The sequence below is a fragment of the Rhodoferax mekongensis genome (genome assembly GCF_032191775.1).
Taxonomy (GTDB): Bacteria; Pseudomonadota; Gammaproteobacteria; order Burkholderiales; family Burkholderiaceae_C; genus Allorhodoferax; species Allorhodoferax mekongensis.
In genome coordinates, this window is the sequence record NZ_CP132507.1 from 1,979,683 (window position 1) to 2,004,507 (window position 24,825).

A 24,825-nucleotide genomic window follows, 5' to 3' on the forward strand; every position below is an offset into this window, starting at 1 on the left:
CGCCCAATGGATAAGCGCGAGTAGCTCCTGATTTGATAGCAAAAAGCCGGCGCATGCGCCGGCTTTTTTGTGGGCGGAGCTTGCTCAGCTTGCCAGGTTGATGTCCACCACCACCGGGGCGTGGTCGCTGGGGCGCTCGTTCTTGCGCGGGGTCTTGTCGATGGTGCAGGCAGTCACTCGTGGCTTGAGCGCGTTGCTCACCAGAATGTGGTCAATGCGCAGCCCGCGGTTGCGGCGGAAGCCCGCATCGCGGTAGTCCCACCAGCTGTAGGACTTGGGCGGCTGCGGGAACAGGCGATGGCTGTCGGTCAGGCCCAGCGCAATCAGGGAACGCAGGTGGTAGCGCTCTTCCTCGGTGCAGTGGATGGTGCCTTCCAGGTTCACCGGGTCCCACACATCGTCCTCGTCAAAGGTGATGTTGTAGTCGCCCATCAGCACCAGGTTCGGGTGCGCGGCGAGCTCGTCCTTCACCCAGCGGCGCAGGGCGGTGAGCCATTCCATCTTGTATTCGAACTTGTCGCTGCCGGGCTCCTGCCCGTTGGGGAAGTAGGCACCAATCACGCGAACACCTGGCGTACCGGCAGGGGCGCCTTCCAAGGCCACGGTGCCGGTAATCACGCGGGACATGTCGTCGTCAAAGCCGGGGATGTTCTTGATGACGTCGCGGGCGGGTGTACGGGAGAGCAGGGCTACGCCGTTGTAGGTCTTCTGGCCGAACCACTGCGCGTGGTAGCCAATGGCCTCAAACGCGTCGGCGGGAAATTTGTCGTCCGTGAGCTTGAGCTCTTGCAGGGCCAGCACATCTACAGGATTAGCGGCCAGCCAGTCCAGCACTTGGGGTAGGCGTACGCCTAAAGAGTTGACGTTCCAGGTAGCGAGTTTCATGCTTGTTTCCAAATAAAAACGGGCGCTAGCGCCCGTCCGATCTGCGCGAGCAGCTCCTAAATATGTAGCGCAGCCAGTGCGCCCACGGCAACACCCACGGCGCCCACCCCGAACATGGCCCACTCCAGCCACTTCTTCTTGGTCAGCAGCGCAATGGCGGCCAGTGCAATGGCGACCTGCAGCACGGTGGTGGCTTGCGCCCAGCGGTGGTGCTGGTGCATTTGCTCGTCGCTCCGGTGGTCCCACTCGGTGGCCTCGGCTTCCAGTGCTTCGGCTTTGGTTTTGATCTCGGCCTTTTCGCTTTCGTAGCGGTCAATCTTGGCCTGGTACTTGGTTTTGTCTTCCGGCTTGGCGGTCAGGTCGCGGGCCAGTTCGGCCAGGGACTGTTTGGTGCTCTTGGCCTGAAAAAAATTCCACTGGTTGGAGGCTTCGGTCTTTTTCAAGGCCGCGTTGTTTTTGTAGAGGCCGGCATTGGCCTGGGTGGCGCCGCCCATGTAGGCAAAGATGGCGCCCACGGTGGCGATGATGGCCGTGAACATGGCGATCTGGTTGATCATGCCGCCGCTGTGGCCTCCGTGCTCACCGCCGTGGCCGCCCCCATGTCCTCCTTGGGTGGCGTGCTCCAGCTCGTGGTCGTGGGGTCCGTGGACGTGAAAGCCTCCGCCTGACATGTGCGTATCTCCTTAACTGCGTGTGTAAGTTACAAAACTGAAAGGCAGCCCGCTGGCTGCCACATGGCGCTCGCGGGCAGTCTCCTGCCACGCTTCGCCCAAGGTGGGGGCGAAGGCGTCACCTTCAAAGTCTTTCTCTATCTCGGTAACCACCGCCGTGTGCGCCACAGGCTCCGCCAGGGCGTAGAGCTGCGCACCACCAATAACCCAGACATCGGTTGCCTGCTCACAAAGTTGTAGCGCCTCGCGAAGTTCGGATGCGCGCTGGGCACCGGTTTCACTCCAATCCGCTTGCCGTGTCACCACGATGTTGGCGCGGCCTGGCAAAGGGCGGAACTTTGGCGGTAGCGAGTCCCAGGTCTTGCGGCCCATGATGACCGGGCAGCCCAGCGTAGTCCGCTTGAAGTGGGCCAGGTCTTCGGGCAAATGCCAGGGCAGGGTGCCGTTGATGCCGATCACGCCGTTGGCGGCGCGGGCGTAAATAAGGTGAAGACGGGGCAGGGGGGCGGATGTGTGCATCGTGCCTGCCATCACACCGCGACCGGTGCCTTGATGGCGGGATGGCACTCGTAGCCCACCACTTCAAAGTCTTCAAACTCATAGTCGAAGATGCTCTCCGGCTTGCGTTTGATGTGGAGCGTGGGGTAGGACATGGGCGCGCGGCTCAGCTGCAGCTCCACCTGCTCGGTGTGGTTGCTGTAGATGTGGCAGTCGCCACCCGTCCAGATGAAGTCGCCCACATCCAGGTCGCACTGCTGGGCCACCATGTGGGTAAGCAGGGCGTAGCTGGCAATGTTGAAGGGCACGCCCAGAAAGATGTCTGCACTGCGCTGGTAAAGCTGGCAGCTCAAGCGGCCCTTGCCGCCCGGCACGGTGGCCGGCGCCACATAGAACTGGAAGAACGCGTGGCAGGGCATCAGGGCCATCTTGCTCAGCTCAGCCACGTTCCAGGCGCTCACAATGATGCGGCGGCTGTCGGGGTTGCTTTTGAGGGTTTTGATGACATCCGCAATCTGGTCGATATGGCCGCCGTCCGGCGTGGGCCAGCTGCGCCACTGCACGCCATAGACAGGGCCCAGGTCACCGGTCTCAGGATTCGCCCATTCGTCCCAGATGGTGACGCCGCGCTCTTTGAGCCAGTTGTTGTTGCTCGACCCGGTCAGGAACCACAGCAGCTCCTGAATGATGGAGCGCAGGTGCACTTTCTTGGTCGTGACCAGCGGGAAGCCCTCATTCAGGTCGAAGCGCATCTGGTAGCCGAACACGCTTTTCGTGCCGGTGCCGGTGCGGTCGGATTTGAAAACGCCTGTGGTGTGCACGTGGCGCATGAAGTCTTCGTACTGGCTGCGCACAGGGCGGGGGGTGGTGGGGCTGGTCATGGCTGAAATTGTAGGTCCGTCAGGGGTATGTCGTGCGCGCATGTGGTGAACACATTTCCGCATGGAATTCGGGCAATTTTCGCTGGCTGTGCGGCTGCAACGCGCGCAGAATCTGGCGCTCCGCCGGACCCGGCCTATCGCAATCCCTGCAGAAACGCATTCCACGCATGTCTACCTCCGCACCCCAGATGGCGGCCGCCCAGGCCACAGGTTCCGAACAACAACAGCAATTCGTGGGCGCCGACGGCAGCGTCAGCCTGCATGAAGCCGCGCTGGCCTACCACCGCGCACGGCACTCGGATGATATCGGCGGCAAGATTGAAATCCATGTCACCAAGCCCGTGGGCAGCCAGGACGACCTGTCGCTGGCTTACTCGCCAGGCGTGGCTGTACCATGCCTGGAGATTGAGCGCGACCCGGCACTGGCCTACGAGTACACCGCCAAGGGCAACCTGGTGGCCGTCATCACCAACGGCACCGCGGTGCTGGGTCTGGGCAACATCGGCGCGCTGGCGGGCAAGCCGGTGATGGAAGGCAAGGCCGTGCTGTTCAAACGCTTTGCCGGCATCGACGCGTTTGACATCGAGATTGACGAGACCGACCCGCAAAAACTCATCAACACCATTGCCAGCCTGCACCCCACGTTTGGCGGCATCAACCTGGAAGACATCAAGGCACCCGAGTGCTTTGAGATAGAGCGCGCTCTGCGGGCCCGTTTGTCCATCCCCGTGTTCCATGACGACCAGCACGGCACCGCCATCGTGGTGGCCGCCGGCCTGATCAACGCGCTGCACTTGCAAGGCAAGTCGCTGGATGCGGTCACGCTGGTGTGCAACGGTGCGGGCGCGGCGGCCAACGCCTGTCTGGAGCTGCTGGTGAGCCTGGGCGCCAAAAAGTCACACATCACCGTGTGCGACTCCAAGGGCGTGATCTACACCGGCCGTGGTGCCAAGGGCGACGACAGCGAGAAAGCCGCCTGGGCCCGTGACACCGCCGCCCGCACACTGGCTGATGCGCTGGCGGGTGCCGACGTGTTCCTGGGCCTCTCGGGCCCCGGCGTGGTGAGCCAGGACATGGTGCGCAGCATGGCCGCCAAGCCGGTGGTGTTTGCGCTGGCCAACCCCGAGCCCGAAATCCGCCCCGAGCTGGTAATTGCCGCCTCGCGCGACGCCATCACCGCCACCGGCCGCTCGGACTACCCCAACCAGGTGAACAACGCGCTGTGCTTCCCCTACCTGTTCCGCGCCGCGCTGGACGTGGGTGCCCCGCAGATCAACGAAGACATGAAGAAAGCCGCCGTGCTGGCGCTGGCGGATTTGGCGCGTGAAGACGCGGCCTTCAGCAAAGACAAGCTGCTGCCCACCTTGCTGGACAAACGCCTGCTGCAAACCGTGTCCTTGCGCGTGGCGCAAGCCGCGGTGGACAGCGGCAGTGCCCGTCGTCCGTTTGATGCCGAGGGCTACAAAGGCCGGCTCGAACAGCTGGCCCGCAAACTGGCGCGGACCTGATCGACGCTGATCGGGTCAGGTCATCCGGTCCAGCGCGACGGCCAGTGCCAGCAGCGCCAGCAGGATGACCACCACCACCGGCATCACCGCGCCCAGCCCGGCCCAGGTCGCCAGTAGCCCGAAGCCTGCGGGAATGACCGAGCCACCGGCATAGGCAAAGGTCATTTGCCGGCCAATGACGGTGCGGGCCACGTCTTCCGGAAAGCGGCGCGCGGTTTCGTGCATCAGCGACGGAAACACCGGCGCACAGCCCAAGCCCATAAGCACCAGCCCGAAGCTGGCGGCGCTGCCGAATACACCGGGCAGGGCAAACACTAGAGCGCCCAGCGCAGCCACTGCAATGCCCAGCCGCACCAATGTGCGGTTACCCAAGCGGTTGGCGATCAGACCCACCGCAAAGCGCCCTGCGGTGATGGAGCCGAAATACACCGACACCCAGATGCCCGCTTGCGCCTGCGTGAGGCCCCGGTCAGTCACCAGAATACTGGCCGCCCATAGGCCGGTGCCCATCTCGGCCGCCACGTAAAACAGGAACAAGGTTGGGGCCAACCAGGTGGCCAGCGGGCGCACGGGTTGGAAGACCACCTCGCCATGGGCGTCCTCACCGGTGGGTGGTTTGGAGTGCTCTTTGGCCCAGAGTGACAAGGTCGCCCAGAGCACGACAGCCAGAGTCAGTTGCATCAGGCCGATGCTGCGTACACCCAACGCCCAGCCTCCGGTGCTGGCCAGTGCCAGGCCCATGATCAGTGGACCGGTGGTGGCGCCCACGCCCCAGAAACCGTGCAGCCAGTTCATGTGGCGGGAGGAGTAGTGCGCCGCCACAAAGTGGTTCAAGCTGGCGTCCACAGCGCCCGCACCCAGGCCCAGTGGCACCGCCAGTGAAATTAGCCAACCGAAAGAAGGGGCCACCGAGAAGCCCAGCAGCGCCAGCGCTGTCATCAGGCAGCTGGTGGCCACCACGGCACCGGTGCCCATGCGTTTGGCAATCGGCCCCGCAAAGAAGCTTGCCGTGGCCGAGCAAATCGTCATGGTGATGGTGATGGCGCCCACTGCTGCCAACGGCTGGCCCATGTCCGCACGGATGGCCGGCCAGGCCACGCCCAGAATGCCATCCGGCAGACCCAGGCTGATGAAGGACAGATAGACGATGGCCAGAAGAATGAGGTGTGCCACGACGGGATCCTGAAAAATGAAGGGGAGTCGGCCGGAGTCTATATAAAACAGGCCCCTATCGCCTGTGGAATATGCGCAAGCAGCTACTCAATTGATAGCACTCTGCCTGGATTCATGAGATTTTTCGGATCCAGCGCGCCCTTGATAGCCCGCATGGCGTTCAAAGCCACGGGTGATTTGTGGTGCGCCAGCTTCTCGCGCTTCAGGCTGCCGATACCGTGCTCGGCGGATATGGAGCCATTGAAACGGTCCACCACCTCGTACACGAGTGTGTTGATGGGGCCTTCCTGGTCGCGCAAGAAGGCTTCTGCATCTGCGCCGTCCGGGGCTTGCACGTTGTAGTGCAAGTTGCCGTCGCCCAAGTGGCCGTAGTTCACCAGGCGCACGCCGGGGAAGTGCTGCTCCAGCAACGCATCCACTTCGGTCACAAAGGCCGGAATGCGCGACACGGCAATCGATATGTCGTGCTTGATGTTGAGTCCTTCCTGGGCTTGCGCCAGCGGAATGCTCTCGCGGATGTGCCACAGCGCGCGGGCCTGGGCAATGTTTTCTGCCACCACCGCGTCGAGCACGCAGCCTTGCTCCAGGGCAGCTTCCAGCAGGCGCTCAAATTGTTCGCGGGCATGGCTCTCGGACTCGTGGTCGGAATTTTCCAAAACAACGCAGTACGGTGACATGCCGCCGAACGGCACGTTCTGCTGCGGAAAGTGTTTGCGCACCAGGCCGAGCGCAAAATCGCCCATCACCTCAAAGCCGGTCAGGCCGGCGTTCAGGTGCTGGTGCGCCAGCCCCAGCAGTTGCACGGCCGCGTCCAGTGACGGTACAGCGGCAAAGGCAGTGAGTTGGGCCGCGGGCAGAGGGTACATGCGCAAGGTGGCTGCGGTGATCACGCCCAGCGTGCCCTCGGAGCCGATGAACAGGTGGCGCAGGTCGTAGCCGGTGTTGTCTTTGCGCAGGCCTGTCAGGCCGCTCCAGACCTCACCCTGCGCCGTCACTACCTCCAGGCCCAGGCACAGCTCGCGCGTGTTGCCATAGCGCACGACCTGCGTGCCGCCCGCGTTGGTGGCCAGGTTGCCTCCAATGGTGCAACTGCCTTCAGCGGCCAGGCTCAGGGGGAACAAGAAGCCATCTTTTTCGCAGGCCTCTTGCAGCGTCTGCAGCACACAGCCGGCCTCTACCGTTACGGTCAGGTTGGCAGCATCGATGGCGCGGATACGGTTCAGGCGCTGCAGGCTCAGCAGTACCTGGGTGCCCGACGCATCGGGGATGGAGCCCACCACCATGCCGGTGTTGCCACCCTGAGGCACCAGGCTCACGCCGGCCGCCCCACAGGCTTTGACCACTGCGGCTACTTCTTCGGTCGTGCCGGGGCGCACCACGGCCAGGGCGCGGCCGCGCTCGCGTTTGCGCCAATCTTGTTCGTAAGCAGTGAGGTCGCCGTCGGTGAGTACATGGGCTTCACCGACAAGGGTGCGCAGCGTGGCGCGCAGGGCTTCGATGTCCATCATGGGGCAGGGCGGGTGGTGGGTTCTTCGGGATTGGCAGGGAGCGCCTTGGCGTGCTTCAGGCGCAGGCGGATATGGAAGGTGCAAGCCACAAACAGCACGATACACAGCAGCACTTCCAGCAGCGCCAGCCAGTTGCCTGGCGGCTTGTCACTCCAGGCGCGGACCACGCCTTCGGTGAAGTACAGCCACACCATCAGGCTGAGCCAGCGGTAGGTGTACATGCGGCTCTTGAGCAGGCCGGCCAGCGGTATGCACAGGGGCAATACCTTCAGGGCCAGCGTCCCGCGACCGGTGGGGGCCAACCACAGCTCCCACACCAGGCCCAGAAGAATCAGCGCAATCAGGCTGATGACGGCTGCCCAGCGGGCGATGACAACAGAAGAGGCGGGGGTAGCAGCTTGCACGGGGTGGGCGCCGGTTGATGGACAGCCGCGTAGCTTAAGCCAAACGGCTCAATGGATCTGAATAGGGGGCTTGATCTAAGCTTTCCCGCGGATTGCCCTCTTGCCAAGGCCGTCCTGCGCGATTACTGTGCGATCTGTCCCCAGTGGGACAAAAGGATTACATGATCTGGCGAAAAGTCGCACAAGGCTTGCTGGCGGTCTGGTTGGTGACGTGCAGTTTCTTGGCACAGTCCCAGTGCACCCGCATGGTGGTGACCTCAGACCCCGCTTATCCGCCTCTGCATTGGTATGACGGCGAAACGCTGCAAGGCGCCAGCATCGAGATCGCCAAGCGCGTGCTTGGCGATCTGAAGATCGACTTTGAAATCCGTAACGTAGGTCCCTTCCCGAGGGTAATGGCGCTAGCCGAGCGGGGCGAGGTGGACATGGTGGTCACCTTGAAAAAAACGCCTGAGCGCGAAGCCTTTTTGCTCTACCCCAAAACCGTCGCGCTCCAGAATCCAGTCGCCGCCTTTACGGTGCGCGATCTGCCCCTGTTGTACCGCGACAAGTCCGACCTGATCGGCCTGCGGGGTTCGATAGCGCGTGGCAATGTATTCGGCAATGGTCTGGATGAATACATCAAAGAGAAGCTCAACGTGCAAGAGGTGAACCGGCCCGATGCGAGCTTCAGCCTCATGCTCATGGGGCGGACGGACTATTTCATTACCGGGTATTACACCGGCATGGCCCTGATCCTCAAGCGCGGGGATGAGGCCAGCTTCGTGGCCAAGGAGCCGTTCCTGGTGGACACCCCCAATTACCTCGCCCTGACCCGTAACGGCAAATGCGCCGACAAGCTGGAGCAGATCGACGCGCGCTTGGCCATTCTCAAGAAAACGGGTGTACTCGACGAGATTATTCGGGCCAGCTTCCAGCGTTGGAAAAACCATCCGGTGATGGTGGAGCGCTGAGGCTTACAGCCCGTCACACCGGCTGCATGGCAGCGGTGGCATGATGCGGGCCATGCAAGCCAAACCCCTTTTGACTTCCTGGTTGCGGGACATTGCCAGCATTCCCTGGCGCGACGCTGCGATCACCCTGCGCGAGCGCTTTCGCGAAGACCGCCTGGGCCTGACTGCCAGCAGCCTGACCTTTACCACCACGATTGCACTGGTGCCCCTGATTACCGTGGCGCTGGCGGTGTTTACCGCCTTCCCGATGTTTGCCAAGTTTCAGGATGTGCTGCAGAAGTGGCTCATTGAGAGCCTGGTGCCCGACAACATCGCCCGCCAAGTGCTGGGCTATCTGAACCAGTTCGCCGGCAAAGCCAGCCGTTTGGGCGTAGCGGGCCTCACTATTTTGCTGGGCACTGCGTTGGCGCTGGTCTTCACCATAGACCGCACGCTCAACAGCATCTGGCGTGTCAAGAAGCGCAGGCCCTTCGGGCAGCGGGTGCTCATCTATTGGGCCGCAGTGACCCTGGGGCCCTTGTTGCTGGGAGCCAGCTTGTCGATTACCTCGTATGCCATTACCGCCTCCAAAGGCGTGGTGGGCGGCTTGCCCGGGGGGCTGGCGGTGTTGCTGGACAGTGTGCAGTTTGTCTTGGTAGCTGCAGGTACAGCGGCCACTTTTCACTACGTGCCCAACACGCATGTGCGTTGGGGCCATGCGTGGATGGGCGGCTTGTTTGTCTCCACCGGGATGGAGCTGGCGCGCAAGGGGCTGGCCATTTACCTGAGCAAAGTACCCACTTATTCAGTGGTGTATGGCGCATTCGCCACGGTGCCGATTTTGCTGATCTGGATTTACATCGCTTGGGTCATCGTGCTGTTGGGCGCAGCACTTACGGCCTACCTGCCGAGCCTGATTGCCGGTGTGCCGCGCCGTAAACTGGGCCATGGCTGGCAGTTCCAACTGGCGTTGGAAGTGCTGCATATGCTGGACCTTGCCAAGACTACGGATGACCGAGGACAAACCTTGTCGACCCTGCGACTGGCCTTGCAAGTGGATTCGCAACGCCTGGAGCCAGTGTTGCAAACTCTGCAGGAGCTGGATTGGGTCGGCCAGCTGCAAGAGAGCAATGGCCGCGATGGACAGGCCCGCTACGTGCTGCTGGCCGATCTGGGCCAAACGGTGCTAGAGCCCTTGATGCAGCGCCTGTTGCTGACACCCGAGCCCTTCACTGCTAATTTATGGAAATTAGGCCGCTGGCGCACGACTACTGTGCGCGAGGCGCTACAGAAAGAGTAGCAATTGTGGTGCTGTGACCTCGAAGTGAGGTCGCGTCAAGTCCTTATTTGCGGACCTGGTGACCGATATAGCCCCCCACAGCTGCTCCACCAACGGTTCCTACGCTGCTGCCTCCCGTGAGGATTGCCCCCGCGACTGCACCCACTCCGGCACCCGTGATGGTGTTGCGGTCGCGCGCAGACAAACTGGCGCAGCCGCTGGTGAATAGGATGGTCACCATAGTGGCAACGGTGATGAGAGTTTTGGGCAATAAAGTCATGGCGTCATCATCGCCCCATGGCTCTTTCGTCGGAACTTGAATTTGTATCGGCAAGTTTCTGTCAAGGCGCTGTGAAAACCTTGGATACAACTATTGTTGGCGCAAAAGTCGTATGTTCAGAGCCAGGTCAGAACTTGATCTTCCCCGTCCAGATATCTGCGTACATGCGCCAATCTCCCATCAGGCTGTAGAGCGGGCGCTTGAAGCTGGCGGGTTTGTTTTTCTCAAATCCGAAGTGGCCCAGCCACGCAAACCCGTAGCCGCACAGCAGCGCATATGCAAAGTACTGAGGCTTGCCCGTGGCAATCAACATGCCCAAGCACACCAGGCTGAGGGTGGAGCCCACAAAGTGCAGGCGGCGGCAAGTGGTGTTGCTGTGCTCGCCCAGGTAAAAAGGATAGAACTCGGCAAAGCTCTGGAAACTGCGAGGGTCCACGGATGTGTCGGTAGGCATGGGGGCTCCGTTGTCAATGCAGCCCCCATGCTCTATCGCGCCGGCCGGACCGGCAAGAGGGCGCGCCCTAGGGTTTGCCCAAAAACTGTCGCAAGGCCGACAGGGTTTCCTCTGGCGCCTCGGTCATCTGGTGGTGGCCTACCGCGATCCGCACGGTCTCTGTGCGCACGCCTGCGGTCCTGGCTGCCTGCACCAGCGTTTGCGCGGCTTTGGGCGATGTCATCTGGTCTTGATCGCCCAGTACAAACAGCACGGGGCATTGCACCTGTGCCATGGCCCCTTCGCCACCCGCATAGCTGTCGCACGCCTTGAAGCCGCGGTGGAACACGTTCACTGCCGTGTTACTGGCCAGCACCCGCCGGCCCAGTGCCATGCTGGCGCCATAGACCCAGGTGCCCGGGCCCAGCGCTGAGGGCGGCGGCGCCAGTGTGCTGCGCGAAAACACGTTGATCATGGTGAGCGCCTTCATGGGCTCTTGGAGCGAAGTTGCCAGCAGGGCAGGGGATACCTTCATCGGGTAGGCAGTGCCCACCAGCACCAGGTGGGTGGCGCGGGTGCCCAGTCGGCTGGCGGCCTCCAGCGCAATCAACGAGCCCCAGCTGTGGCCTACCAAAGCGGCATTCTCGATACCTGCTGCATCCAGCAGGGCCAAGATGAAAGTGGCGGCTTGCTCCACAGTTTCCGGTGCCTCGCCGCCACTGCGGCAGTGGCCGGGCAGGTCCACGGCCAGCACGTTGTAGCCGTGATGGGCGAGGTAGCGGCTTTGCAAAATCCAGACGCTGTGGTCATTGAGCACACCGTGGATAAAGACTACCGTGGGCTTGGCCGCATCGAAGGTTTTGCCGCCGGTGTAGCAGTAGACATTGGCTCCGTTGACGACTAGTTGCATGTGGCCTCCTGCCGGGCCGCCCCCAAGGAGGCCAGCGCCCCCATGGGGGGCAGCGAACACACGAAGTGATGAGCGTGGGGGCACATATCAAGCACCTGCCTTTTCTGCGGCTTTGAGCGCGCGTTTGAGGTCGTCAATCAAGTCGTCCGCGTCTTCCAGCCCGATGGACAGGCGGATGGTGCCCTGCGTGATGCCGCCCGCAGCCAGCGCCTCATCGCCCATGCGGAAGTGGGTGGTGCTGGCCGGGTGGATGACCAGGCTGCGGCAGTCGCCCACATTGGCGAGGTGGCTGAAGACCTTGAGGGTTTCAATGAACTTTTTGCCCTGCTCGCGGTTGCCCTTGAGGTCGAAGCTGAACACCGAACCCGCGCCTTTGGGCAGCAGCTTTTGCGCCAGTTGGTGGCTGGGGTGGCTTTCCAGCAGAGGGTGGCCCACGCGGCTCACAAAGGGTTGGCTGGCCAGGAACTGCACCACCTTTTCGGTGTTGCTGATGTGGCGGGCCATGCGCAGGCTCAGGGTCTCAATCCCTTGCAGAACGAGCCAGGCGCTGTGCGGGCTCATGCAAGCGCCGAAGTCGCGCAGGCCTTCGCGCCGCGCGCGCAGCAAGAAGGCACCCACGGTACTTTCCTCGCTGAAATTCATGTGGTGAAAGCCCTCGTAGGGCGCGGCCAGCTCTGCGAATTTGCCGCTCGCTTCAAACGCGCGGGCCCAGTCAAAGCTGCCACCGTCCACCACCACGCCGCCAATCACGGTGCCATGCCCGCTCAAGAATTTGGTGGCCGAGTGGTAGACCAGATCGGCCCCCTGGGTAAAGGGCTGCACCAGCCAGGGTGAGGTGAGGGTGGAGTCCACCAGCAGCGGAACACCTGCCTCGTGGGCAATTTGCGAAATAGTGGGCGTGTCCAGCACATCCAGGCCGGGGTTGCCCACGGTTTCCCCGAAAAACAGGCGGGTGTTGGGCCGCACCGCAGCGCGCCAGGCATCCACATCGCCGGGCTTCACAAAGGTGGTTTCAATGCCGAAGCGGGACAAGGTGTAGTGCAGCAGGTTGTGCGAGCCACCATACAGGGCGCTGGACGACACAATGTGCCCGCCCGCGCCCATCAGGGTGGCGATAGCCAGATGCAGCGCGGCTTGGCCGCTGGCGGTGGTGATGGCACCTATACCGCCCTCCAGCGCGGCGACCCGCTGTTCCAGCACCGCGTTGGTGGGGTTGCTGATGCGGCTGTACACATGGCCTGCGCGCTCCAGGTTGAAGAGGGACTGCGCATGCTCGCTGGACTCGAACACAAACGAGGTGCTCAGGTGGATGGGCACGGCGCGTGCGCCTGTGGTGGGGTCCGGTGCGGCACCAGCGTGAAGCGCGAGAGTGTCGAAGCCGGGGTCAGCGTAACCAGCCATTGGTGTCTCCAGTGATGAAACCTTGATGAAACCGCGATGAAACCGCGATGAAACCCGCGCATTGTGGGCTATATTTGCTACTCGAATTCAACCCCAGTGTCACGAGGAAGTCCCCATGAAAGTCAGCGATATCCTGCGCGTAAAAGGCGGAACGCTTTACACGACCACGCCGGAGGACTCTCTGTCCGATGCGGCCCAGCTGATGGCGGAGAAAGACATCGGTTCGTTGGTCGTGATGTCACATGGCCTGGTAGTGGGCATGTTGACTTTTCGCGAAGTGATCCAAGCCGCTGTCAAAAATGGTGGCACTTTCGGCACCACCAGCGTGTACCGCGCCATGGACCCCGGCCCGCTGACCTGCACCTTGGAAACCGAGATGGATGAAGTGCGCCGCATGATGCTGGAGCGCCACGCCCGCTACATGCCGGTGATCGACAACCGCATGTTGCAAGGCGTTATCAGTTTCTACGACGTGGCCCGCGCCGTGGTGGACAGCCAGAACTTCGAGAACAAAATGCTCAAGGCCTACATCCGCGACTGGCCTGAGGGCGAGTCGGAAAAGCCGGAAGCTGAGAACACGTAAGAGCTCGCCACCGGGCCGCCGCAAGGCGAGCCTGGGGATAGAGATTTAGCCTTCGCTCGCGTGAATCATCTCCCGCACCCGCGGGTAGATTTGCTGGTTCCACTTGCGACCACTGAATACTCCATAGTGCCCCACACCAGTCTGCACATGGTGTGTTTTTTTATAGGGGCGGATGTTGCTGCACAGGTCTTGTGCCGCCACGGTTTGCCCTACTGAGCAGATGTCGTCCCGTTCGCCTTCTACCGTCATCAAGGCGGTGCGGCGAATGGCAGCCGGGTTGACCAGCCTGCCGCGGTAGGTGAGCTTGCCCCGTGGCAAGTCGTAGGTCTGGAAGACTTTTTCCACGGTCTCCAGATAGAACTCTGCGGGCAAGTCATTCACGGCCAGGTATTCGTCGTAAAACACGCGGATCACATTGGCTTTTTCCACATCGCCGTTCACCAGGTGCTGGTACAGGTCTTTGAACGACTGTTTGTGCCGCTCCGGGTTCATGCTCATGAAGGCGCTGAGCTGCACAAAGCCCGGGTACACGCGGCGCATATAGCCCTTGTGGGGCAGGGGCACGTGGCTGATGAGGTTCTTCTCAAACCAGTCAATCGGCTTGCTCACCGCCAGCTTGTTGACTTCGGTGGGGTTCACCCGGCAATCCACCGGGCCTGCCATCAGCGTGAGGCTGCGGGGCTGGGCCGGGTCGTCGTCCTCGGCCATCAGGGCGGTGGCAGCCAGCGCAGCCACACAAGGCTGGCATACGGCCACAAGATGCGCGCCAGGGCCAATCGTCTGGGTGAAACGGATCATGTGGTCGATGTAATCGTCCAGCCCGAAAGGGCCGTGGCGCAAAGCTACATCCCGGGCGTTGTGCCAGTCGGTAATGTAGACGTCGTGATGCTGCAGCAGCGTGCGGGCGGTTTCGCGCAGCAGGGTGGCAAAGTGGCCCGACAGGGGGGCTACCAACAGCACCTTGGGCTGGGGTTCCGCCAGAGCCGTGGTTTTGCGGAAGTGCAGCAGGCTGCCGAAAGGCAGACTCAACACCGTTTCTTCTTCAATCGGGTAGACCTCATCGTCCACCGTCACAGAGTCAATGCCGTAGTCGGGCCGCGAATGGGTCAGCCGCATGCGCGAGAACACCTCCATGCCGGCGGACACCTTGCGCATCCAGCTGCCTTCGGTGTTGTTCATCCACAGCATGGCACTCATGCTCTGGGCCATGAGGCGCAGGGGCGAGCTCAAATCAGCTTGGTTCTGGTAGGCCTGGTACAGCATGGGAGTCCTGTCTTGGTGCGGCAAAAGCCTTGTGTTCTTCCCTAGGCAATTTGCGCGCCAAGACTGCGGGTCAGACTATGGCTGCTGTGCTTGGCACAACCCTTGCACGGCTTGGGGCACACCGACAACCCCGAAAGCAGCATCATGGCCAAAGCGATTCTTACCATCAGCAGCAAAAACTACGGTGCATGGGCCCTGCGCGGGTGGCTGATGGCCAAGCTGGCGGGGTTGGACTTTTCGGAAAAAGTGATTTCCCCCGACGATCCGGCCATGCGCGCCGAAATGCTTCTGCTCTCCAGCAGCATGCTGGTGCCCACCTTGCAGCACAACGGCGTGACCGTGTGGGACACCCTGGCCATCGGCGAATACCTGAACGAAATCAAGCCCAAAGCCGGCCTGTTGCCGGCCGACATCAAAGCGCGTGCCCATTGCCGCGCGGTCAGTGGTGAAATGCATTCCGGCTTCGCGTCCATGCGTGGTGCATTGCCCATGAACATCAAAGCGCATTTCCCTGACTTCAAGGTCTGGTCCCGCGCGCAGGCCGATATTGACCGGGTTCTGGCTATCTGGAAAGAATGCCTGGAAAACTACGGTGGGCCCTACCTTTTCGGCAAACAACCCTGCATTGCAGACGCCATGTATGCGCCGGTGGTTACCCGCTTCATGACCTATGACGTCAAACTGGACAAACAGGCCGCCGCGTACTGCAAGCTCATGATGGCCTTGCCGGCCATGCAAGAGTGGGTGGAAGCCGCCCGGTCAGAGCCGGACGAGATTGACGAGTTGGACGCCGAGTTCTAAACCCCCACGCTCCACTGCCGCTTACTTCCACGGGGTGGGCGCAGGTACCTCGCAGACCGGCTCGACATCAATCGACTTGAAGTCCGCCGGTGAGACGATTTCCAGGTATTCCATGTCGGGGGAGTAGTCGAACAGGTAGTGGCGTATGCCAGGGCGCTGGTGAATCACGTCGCCTGCCTGTACCAGAGTTTCCTTGTCCTCGTACATGAAGCGCGCCCAGCCTTTGGTCATGATGACGATTTGAAAGTCCGCCTCATGCCGGTGCCAGCCGGTGCCTGTTTCTGGTGCCATATTGGCTTTGACCAAATGCGCTATCACCTTTCCGTGCGTGGCTTCGGCGATGCCCAGATCCCGGTACAGGAAAAAATCACGCAGCCCCCCGGAAACAAATTGCGTGTCCTCAGGTTTGACATGGGAGAACTTGGTTGCAGTGCGGTCTAGCATGGCTCACTCCTGGTTCAAAAAAGCGGTGAAACACTGAAATGGTGCGCTGCAGCACGATGCATAAACTGTTCCAACCCGGTTAGCGGCTCATACAGTCGCGTCAGGGATAATCGGGGAACTATGAGCGGCAATACCTTCGGACACACATTCACGGTCACCAACTTTGGTGAATCCCACGGCCCGGCCATCGGCTGCATCATTGACGGCTGCCCCCCCGGCATGGAGCTCTCAGAAGCTGACATCCAGATCGACCTGGACCGCCGCCGCCCAGGCACCAGCCGCCACGTCACCCAGCGCAATGAGCCGGATGCGGTGCAAATCCTCAGCGGTGTGTACCAGGGCAAAACCACGGGCACCCCGATTGCGCTGCTCATTCAGAACACCGACCAGCGCAGCAAGGACTACGGCAACATCCTCGACACCTTCCGCCCCGGTCATGCGGACTACGCTTACTTCCAGAAATACGGCATCCGAGACCCGCGTGGCGGTGGCCGCTCCAGCGCCCGCCTGACCGCGCCCATGGTGGCGGCAGGTGCGGTGGCCAAGAAATGGCTCAAAGAAAAATATGGCACCGAGTTCCGCGGCTGCATGACCCAAGTGGGGGAGTTGCCTATCGCGTTCGAGTCCTGGGACTACGTGCCCAACAACCCTTTCTTCGCGCCAGTAGCTGATGTGCAGGCCCTGGAGGACTACATGGATGCCTTGCGGAAAGCCGGCGACTCCTGCGGCGCCCGTATCCGCGTGACCGCGAGCAATGTGCCGGTGGGTTTGGGTGAGCCTTTGTTCGACAAGATGGATGCCGACATCGGCTACGCCATGATGGGCATCAATGCGGTCAAGGGCGTGGAAATTGGCGCCGGCTTTGCCAGTGTGGCCCAGCGCGGCACGACCCACGGCGATTCATTGACGCCTGAAGGCTTTGCGACCAACAACGCTGGTGGCGTGTTGGGCGGCATTACCACCGGGCAGGACCTGGAGGTGAGCATTGCCATCAAGCCCACCAGCTCCATCATCACGCCCCGCGCCTCGATTGACTCTCAAGGCAACCCCACTGAGGTGGTGACCAAAGGCCGCCACGACCCTTGCGTCGGCATTCGCGCTACGCCGATTGCCGAGGCCATGTTGGCTTTGGTGGTGATGGACCACGCCCTGCGCCACCGCGCCCAATGCGGCGACGTGGTGCCTACGCTGACGCCTATTCCGGGCAGCATTTGAGCGACACGCCTCAGCAGGCCGCCGCACCGGGCATGCGGCAGGTCTTGCCTTTTGCCGCGCTCTCCGCTGTGTACTGTGCGCACGGCGCGCTGATGAACCCGTTTTTGCCGCTGTGGCTCAAGAGCTTGGGCCTGAGTCTGGTGAGCATCAGTGTGCTCACTTCCATCCAAGCCGCGACCCGCATGTTTGCCCCTTATGCCTGGGGTGCGCTGAGTGACCGCACTGGCGAGCGCGCCCGCTTGATGCGTTGGGGCGCAGGTTTGGCTTTGTTGGCGTCTGCCGGGCTCTGGTGGAATGGCGGCTTCTGGTGGTTGGGGCTGGTGTTGCTGGTGGTCTATCTGCAAACCAGCGGCATGATGCCCATGACGGAGGCGGCAGTGGCCCATGTGGTGAGCCGGGGTGGGGTGTTTGACACCAAGCTTTACGGCCGGGTGCGCTTGTGGGGTTCGCTGGGCTTCATGTTGGCTGTGATGGCTGCCGGTGCCTGGTATGAGCATGTGGGCATGGCCAGCTTTCCCTTGGTTGTGTCGTTGAGCCTGGCCGCCTTGTTGGTGTTTGCATTCCGCATGCCGGACGTTAAGGAGCAGCACGCTGCGTCTTCCTTGACGGCATCCCCCATCCTCCCGGTGCTGCTTCAGCCAGCAGTGCGCTGGTTCTTTGCCTCTGCGTTTTTCCACATTCTTTCGCACATGGGGATTTACAGCTTCTTCTCGCTGTACCTGGATTCGCTGGGCTATTCCAAGACCATGATCGGGGTGCTGTGGGCGGTGTCGGTGACGGTCGAAATCGGCTGGTTTTTCACCCAGAGCCGTTGGATACCGCGCCTGAGCCTGAGTGGATGGCTGATTTTATGTGCTGCAGTCATGGCCCTGCGCATGGGAGTGACGGCGTCCATGGCCTCGGTACTCTGGCTGCTGGCAGTCATGCAAGCCCTGCACGCACTCACATTTGCGGCGCACCACAGCGCGTGCATTGCGATGGTGTCACATCATTTTCCTGGCAGCTTGCGCGGGCGTGGACAGGCCCTCTATACCGTGATTGGCTATGGCGTGCCCGGCGTCATCGGTGGGCTGGCGGGTGGACAGCTCAGTGCCCGCTGGGGGCTGCAAAGTGTGTTCTGGGCCACTGCAATGATGGCCGTATGTGCCATGCTTTGCGCCCTGCGCGTATGGCGCCTCAATCACCCAACTGCTTCAAATGCGTGAGGGTGGCGGCCTGTTGTAGCGGTTTCAGAAAGTCTGCCAAGGAGGCTTCAAATCGCTCCACGGGTACCGGCTTGCTGAACAGATACCCTTGGTAGGCATGGCACCCGTGCCGAGCCAGATGCTGCATTTGCTCCACGGTCTCTACGCCTTCGGCAATCACGCTCAGGCCCATGCTATTTGCCAGGGCCACGATCATGTTGGCAATCGCCGCGTCATTGCTGTCGACCAGCACATCCCGCACGAAACTCTGGTCGATTTTGAGCACATCCAAAGGCAGGCGTTTGAGGTAAGTGAGGGATGAATATCCGGTACCGAAGTCATCCATGGCAAAGCCCACGCCGTGGTGCTGGAGCTCCTCCATGCGGACGATCACATCATCCACGTTTGCAATCAACATGCTTTCGGTAATCTCGATTTTCAGACCGCTGGCATGTGCGCCATGCCGGGAGAGAGCATCCAGTACCTGCTCCACAAAGTCATGCTGGTGGAACTGCTTGGCACTCACATTCACTGCGATTGTCATGTGGGCAAAGGCCGGTTGGGAGGCCCACAAAGCCAATTGCTTGCAAGCCGTGTTCAGCACCCAGTTACCGATTGGAACAATCATTCCGCAGTCTTCAGCCACTGCGATGAACTCGCCTGGCATCACGAGACCCCGTGTGGGGTGCTGCCAGCGGATCAAGGCTTCGGCACCGGTCACGCGCACGTCTTCGGAGATTTGGGGCTGCAGGTAGAGCACAAACTGTTCTTCTTCCAGGGCAGTGCGCAGAGCAGCTTCCAGGTCCGCACGCAGGGTCACGGCGGCTTGTGTTTTGGGGTCAAACAAACGCGAGGTGTTGCGTCCTGCCGCCTTGGCCTGGTACATAGCGAGATCCGCCCGCTTGAGGGGCTCATCCAGCGATTCCTGCTGGTTGCCGAACACCGTGATGCCTATGCTGGGTGTGCTGCTGCGGGTCAACATGCCCAGGTCATAAGGCTGATTCAACGCCTGCATAACCTTGCCCGCCACAGCCTCCGCTTGGGTCGAAGCCTCAGCCACGTCTTTGCTCAAGCCCTCAAGCATCACCACAAATTCATCGCCTCCCAAGCGGGCTACAGTGTCAGCCTCCCGTACACAGGACTGCAGGCGGTTGGCCACTTGCTGGAGCAGGATGTCGCCCTGGTGGTGCCCCAGCGTGTCGTTAAGCGTCTTGAAGTCGTCCAGGTCCACAAACAGCAGTGCGCCCAAGTGGCCAGTGCTCAAGGCAACCTGCATAGCGGTTTCCAGACGTCCCATCAACATGCGACGGTTGGGCAGCATGGTCAGCGAGTCAAAGTACACCAGGGTTTTGATTTCGTTCTCAGCGGCTTTGCGCGCACTGAAGTCGGACAGATTGGCCACATAGTGGGTGACCTCTCCGCTTTCGGAGCGCACTGCCGTGATGGTGGTCCATGCAGGGTAGGTTTCTCCGTTCTTGCGCCGGTCCCAGACCTCACCTTGCCAGCTTCCATGGGTATGGATGCTTTCGTTCATGAGCTCGTAGAACTCCTGGGTCTGGATCCCGGAGCCCATGAGGTCTCTTGGTGCTTTGCCGATGGCTTCTTCCGGGAGGTAACCGGTTACCCGATGGAACGCCGAGTTCACCTGCAGAATCCGCCAATCGGCGTCGCAGACAAACATGACATCGTTGGATTCAAAAGCAGTAGCGGCGATCCGGAGGGCGTCTCGTGATTGCACCAGTTCCTGCTCGCGTTGCTGCAAGGTGTCCAGCATGGCGTTGAATTCTTGCGCGAGCCGGGCCGCCTCGTCGCTGCCCTTGATGTCGACACGCTGCCTGGTATCGCCGGCTTGCACCGCATCTGCTACCTTGCTGATGGCATTCAGGCGGCGGGTGAAATACAGCCCCGTGACCGATGCGAAAAGCCCGATCAGCACAATACTGCTGGCGAGATACCAAAGTCCGCTTTGGAGCATGCGCTCAACCTGCGTGTTGAACTGGGTACGTCCTATGCCGATGCGCACCCAACCCAGGTGTCTGGCGTCCAACATGACCGGGCTGGCCAAGTCCAGCAAAGAATTGGTGTCTTGCAGAGTGAGGGTCTTGGGGTCTTCCGGCAGATCATTCAAGCGGAATCCGAATGGGGCCAGAATTTGCCCACGCCTGTCCAGAACGATGACATAGCGGATATCCGGAAAGGCGGCTGCGCTGCCCACAATCTCTTGCAAGCCGGACAGATCGCGGGACGCCACCCACACGCTGGATGACAAGGCAATGCTCTCAGCCAGGGTGATGGCCTGCTCGGTTTGCCGGATTTTGACTTCACTGTGCTGGCGCAGGGCCAAGTCCCACATCAGCAAGAGCATCGTCAACAAGACCACCAGCGCCATGCCCAGCATGAGCTGGCGACGCAGGCTTCCCAGGAGCAGTTGGCGTAGAGCGAGTCGCATCAGTTGAGTTGGAGTTGTACCGGCCGTACGGTCTGCTCAAAAGTTTGCAGATACTGTTGCACCACATCGTAGCTTTGATTGTCTGCAGGGTAGAAAGCAGCGGTCTCCAAGTGCTCAAGTATGGCAACGCCTTCGGGCACCTTTTTCAACCCGAGCAGGAGCGCCTTGACTTGCTGGCGTACAGGCAGCGGCACCGATGCATGGGCCATCACCGAGTTGTTGATCAGCGGGGGCGTTTCCCAAATCTGCATCATCTGGGCGGCCTCGGCGGGGTTGTCTTTCTGGAACATGCGCCAGGGTGGAGGCCACGTCGCCGCGGCGGCAGAAGTCCCCAGGTAAGCATTCAGGATAGAGGATTCTTGTGAACCCACATAGGCATTCTTAACATCGCGTTGTACATCTATCCCCTGCTGATGCAAGTAGTACTGCGGCATGATGGCTGCTGCCAGCGCAGTGGGGGAAGGGTAGCTGACCGTCTTGCCCTTGAGGTCTTGCGGCTGGCGAATGCCGCTGTCTTTGCGTACGATGAAAATGCCCTTGAAATCGCTGGCATCGCCGGCCATGGCCATGACCTCGTAGCCTTTTTGTCGCGCCAGCAGGGTCTGCACCGGGTTGGGCAACAAAAAAGCTGGCTCGGATGCGCTGACCTTGGCCTCAAAGGCTCCGTAGTCTTTGGAGGCTTCCACCTCCAGATGGGCGTTGATGAGATGGGCGTTGAGGTAGTCGATCAAGGGCTGGTAGGTTTGCAGCAGCTTGTGCGGGCTATGCAGGGGATGGACGGCAAACCGGTACACAGGCACCGTGCCCTCGCGTGCCTGTTGGCTGTAAGTCAGGGCACGCTCTGGCTCACCAGGCGAGCAGCCAGGCAGCAGCGTCAACACCGCAGCGGCAATGGTCAAGGCCCTGAAAAAGTTTGGCATGTTGCGTCCTCTGGGGGGCAATGTAGCCGGCTGCGGGCGGGTCGAATTGATATCGGTCAAGCCTTGGGCAGATTCATGGCACGATGGTGGTAAACAGGTAGGTGGCTAACAGCACCAGATGTACCGTGCCTTGCAACACCGTGGTGCGCCCCGTGCTCAATGACAAGCTGGTCACAAACAAAGACAGGAGCAGGAGCACCACCGACTTCACGTCCAGTCCCAAAGTGAGTGTCCAGCCGGTGGCCAATGACACGATAGCGACTGCCGGAATAGTCAGACCGATACTGGCCAATGCTGAACCCAATGCCAGGTTCAGGCTGGTTTGCAGGCGGTTGGCTTGGGCTGCCCGGAAAGCGGCAAGCCCTTCGGGCAACAGCACCACCATGGCTATGATGATGCCCACCACTGCCTTGGGTGCTCCTGCCTGTTCTACCGCCAATTCAATGGTGGGTGCCAAGGCCTTGGCCAGCAGAACCACGGCAACCAGGCCCATGAGCAGCAGGCCTCCGCTTGCCATGGCCACTTTGACGCCCGGGGGCTCCGCGTGGGCATCTTCAGCATCCTGAGGCAAAAAGTAGTCGCGGTGTCGTACGGTTTGCACCAGCACAAAAGTGCCATACAGCACCAGAGACACCACGGCCACAAACGCCAGCTGGCTGGGGCTGTACATGGGGCCTGGAATGCTGGTGGTGTAGTTGGGCAGAACCAGCGTCAATACGGCAATGGCGGCCAGCGTGGTGAGCGACGCACTTACGCCCAGTTGGCCGAAGGTCTGCTCCCGGTGCTTGCTGCCACCCGCCAGCAGGCACAGGCCCACAATACCGTTCAGGATCAGCATCACGGCGGCGAACACGGTGTCGCGCGCCAGCGCTGTCGTTTGCGGACCGCCGGCCAGCATCATGGAGACGATCAGGGCCACCTCAATGACCGTGATGGCCAGCGCCAGCACCAGGGTGCCATACGGTTCACCCACTTGATGGGCCACTACTTCGGCATGGTGCACTGCGGATAGCACGGCGCCGATCAACCCGGCAGCGAGCAGTGCGACCCACCAGCCGCCCGCCAGCCCGGCCATATTGCCAGCCAGCAGGCACCAGGCAATCACAGGCCAGGCAACGGACCATTGGGGCAGGGGGGCATGGGGCGCTTGCATAGGGAGTTTTCTCGTGCGACTAAAAAAACACCATTGTCGGCAAAGAGAAGGGTCTTGGATCAACATGACCTGTTTTTTAGGTTAGGGCCGTGCTGCGGGTAAACCCCGCTTTTTTCGGGGTTAAGGCTTGCAGGCATGTGCCTACACTGGAGTGATCGCATTCCTGCAATCCATATTCACCCTCCGAACGCCTATGCCCGTTTTTGATTCCATGACCTTGAGCCGGCGCATGGCGCTGACTTATGCGCTGGTGCTCGCGCTTACACTGGCGGTTCTGTACAGCGGTTACTCCGCCCTCAATGCCGTTGTGGCGCAAGCCCCGCAATTTAAAACACTGGCGGGCGAAGCGCAAAGCAGCATGGTGCTGTTTGCGGTGCTGGCGGTGTTGTTAGGCGTGTTCTCCGCGTTCCGGCAGGTGCAAAGTATTTCCAGCCCCTTGGCCGATGCCATTCACATTGCCGAGACGGTGGCTGCCGGTGATTTGAGCCACGACTTTGAGAACACCCGCGGCGGCGAGTTCGGCCGCCTGCTGGACGCCATGGGCACCATGGAAGACACGCTCACCGACCTGGTAACCCGCATCAAGGACAGCACGCAACCCCTGACGGCATCGAGCGGTGACATTGCGCACGCCAGCGCCCAGCTTTTGCAACACACTGAGATGCAAACCCACGCGCTGGACTCAACGGCAGCCAGCATGGAAGAGCTGACCTCGACCGTCCGCGAAAACGCACAGCGCGCCCAAAGCGCAAGCACTCTCGCGGTGAGCGCATCCGGCATTGCCCAGCGTGGCGGTGAGGTAGTGGGGGAAGTGGTAAGCACTATGCAGGCCATTACCGACAGTTCGCGCAAGGTGGTCGACATCATTGCGGTGATTGAGGGCATCTCTTTCCAGACCAACATCCTCGCGCTCAATGCAGCCGTAGAGGCGGCCCGGGCCGGAGAGCAAGGCCGTGGCTTTGCCGTGGTGGCCAGCGAGGTGCGCTCCTTGGCCGGGCGCAGCTCAGAGGCTGCCAAAGAAATCCGCCAACTGATCAGCCATTCGGCAGAGCAGGTGGAAAGCGGCTCCCAGCTGGTGGGCCGCGCCGGCAACACCATGCAAGACATTGTGAACGCTGTGCGCCAGGTCACCGAAATCCTGGGCGAAATTTCGGCGGCCAGTCAGCAGCAAAGTCACAGCGTGCAAGAGGTCAGCAGCGCGGTGGTTCAGATGCGTGCAGACACACGCAGCAACCACCAGCAGGTCAACCACACTGCTGGGGCGGCTGAGGCCATGCGCCAGCGGGTGCAGGACCTTCAGCGCGCCGTGGACCAGTTCAAGGTCTGACGGACCTTAGAACTTGTAGCCGATACCGATGCTGTAAACGTTCTCTTGCAGCGCAGCCGTAGTGCCGTTGCTGTAGGTGATGTCGTTGAATTTGTTCAGGTCGTAGCCGGCTTGCACATAGAGGTTTTTATCCAGCATCTTGCGCACACCGATGCCGTAGCCCACGCCCTGCACATTGCTGGTGGCCACGCCATCGGTGCTGGCGGCCGTGCCGTAGATGGATGACAACTTGCCGTAGAGCTGGTAGTTGTTGGACAGGGCCACCGTGGGCACGATGTCCAGCGAGTAGCGGTTGTTCACCGTGGCGGCGGTACCGTTGGCGTAGCTGCCGAACGCATGGTTACCGGTGCTGTAGCTTGCGCCCAAGCCCACTGCGAAAGTAGGGGTCAGCGACCAGTCGTAGCGGGCATTAATGCCGGCGCTGGTGGTGGCGCCTCCGTCTGAGCTGCCGTCGTTGGCGCTCACCGTGCCGCGGGAGAATTCGGCATTGGTGCCGATGCTGAAGCCGGACAGATCCGTGCCGCCGGCAGGGCCAGCTGCAAACGCTGAGCCTGCAGCCAAAGAGCCAAGAACAAAAGACGTGATCAACAGTTTTTTCATGGAGAGGTTCCTAAGTGAAGGGACCTTCATGGTGCGCGCCAGCTGTGAAGCAGGTTTGCAGCTCCGGCAAACGTGGGTAAAGCTGTGTAATGCGCTTGCAAGCAGATGTTGGCTGTCGCGCTA

At 61.3% G+C, this 24,825-nt stretch carries 25 protein-coding genes; 8 read left to right on the forward strand and 17 right to left on the reverse strand.

The features are described 5' to 3' along the window. Positions 1-84: 84 nt before the first annotated feature. The 4 genes from RAN89_RS09590 to RAN89_RS09605 are packed head-to-tail and all read right to left on the reverse strand — an operon-like array spanning position 85 to position 2,935. Positions 85-885 carry an exodeoxyribonuclease III gene (locus tag RAN89_RS09590; protein ID WP_313866120.1) on the reverse strand — a complete coding sequence of 267 codons (801 nt, stop codon included), beginning with the start codon at positions 883-885 and terminating at the stop codon, positions 85-87. A gap of 56 nt (positions 886-941) precedes the next feature. Continuing rightward, positions 942-1,556: a DUF4337 domain-containing protein gene (locus tag RAN89_RS09595; RefSeq protein ID WP_313866121.1), complete on the reverse strand. Its 615-nt coding sequence runs from the start codon at positions 1,554-1,556 to the stop codon at positions 942-944. Between the two features lie 12 nt (positions 1,557-1,568). Continuing rightward, positions 1,569-2,075 (reverse strand): dihydrofolate reductase, encoded by a 507-nt coding sequence (locus RAN89_RS09600; RefSeq protein WP_313866122.1) that lies wholly within the window; start codon positions 2,073-2,075, stop codon positions 1,569-1,571. A gap of 11 nt (positions 2,076-2,086) precedes the next feature. Beyond that, complete coding sequence (locus RAN89_RS09605; protein ID WP_313866123.1) at positions 2,087-2,935, reverse strand: thymidylate synthase; 849 nt, start codon at positions 2,933-2,935, stop codon at positions 2,087-2,089. A 167-nt stretch (positions 2,936-3,102) separates the two neighbouring features. Here RAN89_RS09605 and RAN89_RS09610 point away from each other — a divergent pair, with 167 nt between their 5' ends. After that, positions 3,103-4,443: a malic enzyme-like NAD(P)-binding protein gene (locus tag RAN89_RS09610; protein WP_313866124.1), complete on the forward strand. Its 1,341-nt coding sequence runs from the start codon at positions 3,103-3,105 to the stop codon at positions 4,441-4,443. Between the two features lie 15 nt (positions 4,444-4,458). On the opposite strand, the gene RAN89_RS09615 is transcribed toward RAN89_RS09610, so the two are convergent. The 3 genes from RAN89_RS09615 to RAN89_RS09625 form a co-directional block, all read right to left on the reverse strand. Further along, the gene (locus tag RAN89_RS09615) at positions 4,459-5,616 is read right to left on the reverse strand and encodes an MFS transporter (RefSeq protein ID WP_313866125.1); all 1,158 of its coding nucleotides are present in this window, start codon (positions 5,614-5,616) and stop codon (positions 4,459-4,461) included. Positions 5,617-5,699: 83 nt separating this feature from the next. Further along, a complete protein-coding gene (locus RAN89_RS09620; RefSeq protein ID WP_313866126.1) occupies positions 5,700-7,124 on the reverse strand; it encodes an FAD-binding oxidoreductase in 1,425 nt (474 codons plus the stop codon). Continuing rightward, the gene (locus RAN89_RS09625) at positions 7,121-7,528 is read right to left on the reverse strand and encodes a DUF2069 domain-containing protein (RefSeq protein WP_313866127.1); all 408 of its coding nucleotides are present in this window, start codon (positions 7,526-7,528) and stop codon (positions 7,121-7,123) included. Before RAN89_RS09625 ends, RAN89_RS09620 begins: the two co-directional genes overlap by 4 nt. A gap of 161 nt (positions 7,529-7,689) precedes the next feature. Here RAN89_RS09625 and RAN89_RS09630 point away from each other — a divergent pair, with 161 nt between their 5' ends. Continuing rightward, positions 7,690-8,481 carry a substrate-binding periplasmic protein gene (locus RAN89_RS09630; RefSeq protein WP_313866128.1) on the forward strand — a complete coding sequence of 264 codons (792 nt, stop codon included), beginning with the start codon at positions 7,690-7,692 and terminating at the stop codon, positions 8,479-8,481. Positions 8,482-8,533: 52 nt separating this feature from the next. Further along, positions 8,534-9,760, forward strand: coding sequence for a YihY family inner membrane protein (locus tag RAN89_RS09635; protein WP_313866129.1), 1,227 nt, complete (start codon positions 8,534-8,536; stop codon positions 9,758-9,760). Between the two features lie 43 nt (positions 9,761-9,803). Here RAN89_RS09635 and RAN89_RS09640 read toward each other — a convergent pair whose 3' ends face one another. The 4 genes from RAN89_RS09640 to RAN89_RS09655 all read right to left on the reverse strand — a co-directional run bounded on the left by RAN89_RS09640 (position 9,804) and on the right by RAN89_RS09655 (position 12,763). Next, positions 9,804-10,019: a YMGG-like glycine zipper-containing protein gene (locus tag RAN89_RS09640; RefSeq protein WP_487391168.1), complete on the reverse strand. Its 216-nt coding sequence runs from the start codon at positions 10,017-10,019 to the stop codon at positions 9,804-9,806. Between the two features lie 127 nt (positions 10,020-10,146). Further along, positions 10,147-10,473, reverse strand: a complete 327-nt coding sequence (locus RAN89_RS09645; RefSeq protein ID WP_313866130.1) for an Mpo1-like protein — start codon at positions 10,471-10,473, stop codon at positions 10,147-10,149. 67 nt (positions 10,474-10,540) lie between these two features. Then, on the reverse strand, positions 10,541-11,362 hold the full coding sequence (locus RAN89_RS09650) for an alpha/beta fold hydrolase (protein ID WP_313866131.1): 822 nt from the start codon (positions 11,360-11,362) through the stop codon (positions 10,541-10,543). 87 nt (positions 11,363-11,449) lie between these two features. Then, complete coding sequence (locus RAN89_RS09655; protein WP_313866132.1) at positions 11,450-12,763, reverse strand: O-acetylhomoserine aminocarboxypropyltransferase; 1,314 nt, start codon at positions 12,761-12,763, stop codon at positions 11,450-11,452. 115 nt (positions 12,764-12,878) lie between these two features. Between RAN89_RS09655 and RAN89_RS09660 the strand changes: the two genes are divergently transcribed. Then, positions 12,879-13,346 carry a CBS domain-containing protein gene (locus tag RAN89_RS09660; protein WP_313866133.1) on the forward strand — a complete coding sequence of 156 codons (468 nt, stop codon included), beginning with the start codon at positions 12,879-12,881 and terminating at the stop codon, positions 13,344-13,346. 45 nt (positions 13,347-13,391) lie between these two features. On the opposite strand, the gene RAN89_RS09665 is transcribed toward RAN89_RS09660, so the two are convergent. After that, a complete protein-coding gene (locus tag RAN89_RS09665; protein ID WP_313866134.1) occupies positions 13,392-14,609 on the reverse strand; it encodes a polyhydroxyalkanoate depolymerase in 1,218 nt (405 codons plus the stop codon). Between the two features lie 144 nt (positions 14,610-14,753). Here RAN89_RS09665 and RAN89_RS09670 point away from each other — a divergent pair, with 144 nt between their 5' ends. Further along, on the forward strand, positions 14,754-15,410 hold the full coding sequence (locus RAN89_RS09670) for a glutathione S-transferase (RefSeq protein WP_313869370.1): 657 nt from the start codon (positions 14,754-14,756) through the stop codon (positions 15,408-15,410). 21 nt (positions 15,411-15,431) lie between these two features. Here RAN89_RS09670 and RAN89_RS09675 read toward each other — a convergent pair whose 3' ends face one another. Further along, positions 15,432-15,854 carry a cupin domain-containing protein gene (locus RAN89_RS09675; protein ID WP_313866135.1) on the reverse strand — a complete coding sequence of 141 codons (423 nt, stop codon included), beginning with the start codon at positions 15,852-15,854 and terminating at the stop codon, positions 15,432-15,434. A 120-nt stretch (positions 15,855-15,974) separates the two neighbouring features. On the opposite strand from RAN89_RS09675, the gene aroC reads away from it, so the two are divergent. Together aroC and RAN89_RS09685 are read left to right on the forward strand one after the other, a co-directional pair. Continuing rightward, positions 15,975-17,069 carry a chorismate synthase gene (aroC, locus tag RAN89_RS09680; RefSeq protein WP_313866136.1) on the forward strand — a complete coding sequence of 365 codons (1,095 nt, stop codon included), beginning with the start codon at positions 15,975-15,977 and terminating at the stop codon, positions 17,067-17,069. Beyond that, positions 17,066-18,274 carry an MFS transporter gene (locus tag RAN89_RS09685; protein WP_313866137.1) on the forward strand — a complete coding sequence of 403 codons (1,209 nt, stop codon included), beginning with the start codon at positions 17,066-17,068 and terminating at the stop codon, positions 18,272-18,274. Before aroC ends, RAN89_RS09685 begins: the two co-directional genes overlap by 4 nt. On the opposite strand, the gene RAN89_RS09690 is transcribed toward RAN89_RS09685, so the two are convergent. The 3 genes from RAN89_RS09690 to RAN89_RS09700 form a co-directional block, all read right to left on the reverse strand. Then, positions 18,246-20,702 carry an EAL domain-containing protein gene (locus RAN89_RS09690; RefSeq protein ID WP_313866138.1) on the reverse strand — a complete coding sequence of 819 codons (2,457 nt, stop codon included), beginning with the start codon at positions 20,700-20,702 and terminating at the stop codon, positions 18,246-18,248. The genes RAN89_RS09685 and RAN89_RS09690 overlap by 29 nt on opposite strands. Beyond that, positions 20,702-21,622 carry a PhnD/SsuA/transferrin family substrate-binding protein gene (locus tag RAN89_RS09695; RefSeq protein WP_313866139.1) on the reverse strand — a complete coding sequence of 307 codons (921 nt, stop codon included), beginning with the start codon at positions 21,620-21,622 and terminating at the stop codon, positions 20,702-20,704. Before RAN89_RS09695 ends, RAN89_RS09690 begins: the two co-directional genes overlap by 1 nt. 73 nt (positions 21,623-21,695) lie before the next feature. Further along, positions 21,696-22,775, reverse strand: a complete 1,080-nt coding sequence (locus RAN89_RS09700) for a calcium:cation antiporter (RefSeq protein WP_313866140.1) — start codon at positions 22,773-22,775, stop codon at positions 21,696-21,698. A 193-nt stretch (positions 22,776-22,968) separates the two neighbouring features. On the opposite strand from RAN89_RS09700, the gene RAN89_RS09705 reads away from it, so the two are divergent. Continuing rightward, positions 22,969-24,102, forward strand: coding sequence for a methyl-accepting chemotaxis protein (locus RAN89_RS09705; protein WP_313866141.1), 1,134 nt, complete (start codon positions 22,969-22,971; stop codon positions 24,100-24,102). Between the two features lie 6 nt (positions 24,103-24,108). Here the strand turns inward: RAN89_RS09705 and RAN89_RS09710 are convergent, their stop codons facing one another. Next, complete coding sequence (locus RAN89_RS09710) at positions 24,109-24,702, reverse strand: outer membrane beta-barrel protein (protein WP_157673238.1); 594 nt, start codon at positions 24,700-24,702, stop codon at positions 24,109-24,111. Between the last annotated feature and the right edge of the window lie 123 nt (positions 24,703-24,825).